Source organism: Sphingomonas sp. AC435, from assembly GCF_979253005.1.
This window is the reverse complement of the sequence record NZ_CEEDCJ010000066.1, coordinates 1-254: the sequence shown is the minus strand read 5'-3', so window position 1 is coordinate 254 and position 254 is coordinate 1. Positions and strand designations below refer to the sequence as shown.

At 71.3% G+C, this 254-nt stretch carries 1 protein-coding gene; it reads left to right on the top strand.

The window, feature by feature from the left end:
* The coding region (locus tag AC0CH8_RS18980; protein WP_465241215.1) for an aldehyde dehydrogenase family protein at positions 1 to 254 on the top strand (254 nt) is incomplete at both ends.

The following is a 254-nucleotide window of genomic DNA, read 5'->3' as shown; positions in this document are numbered from 1 at the left end:
CCTTCAGGTCGTCCACGGCGACAAGGAGATGGTCGACGCCATCCTCGCTCACCCCGCGCTCAGCGCGATCAGCTTCGTCGGGTCGTCGGACATCGCCCACTACGTCTCCCGCCGCGGCGTCGAGGCGGGCAAGCGCGTGCCGGCGATGGGCGGTGCCAAGAACCACGGCATCGTCATGCCCGACGCCGACCGCGATCAGGTCGTCGCCGACCTGTCCGGCGCGGCAGTCGGTTCGGCGGGCGAGCGCTGCATGG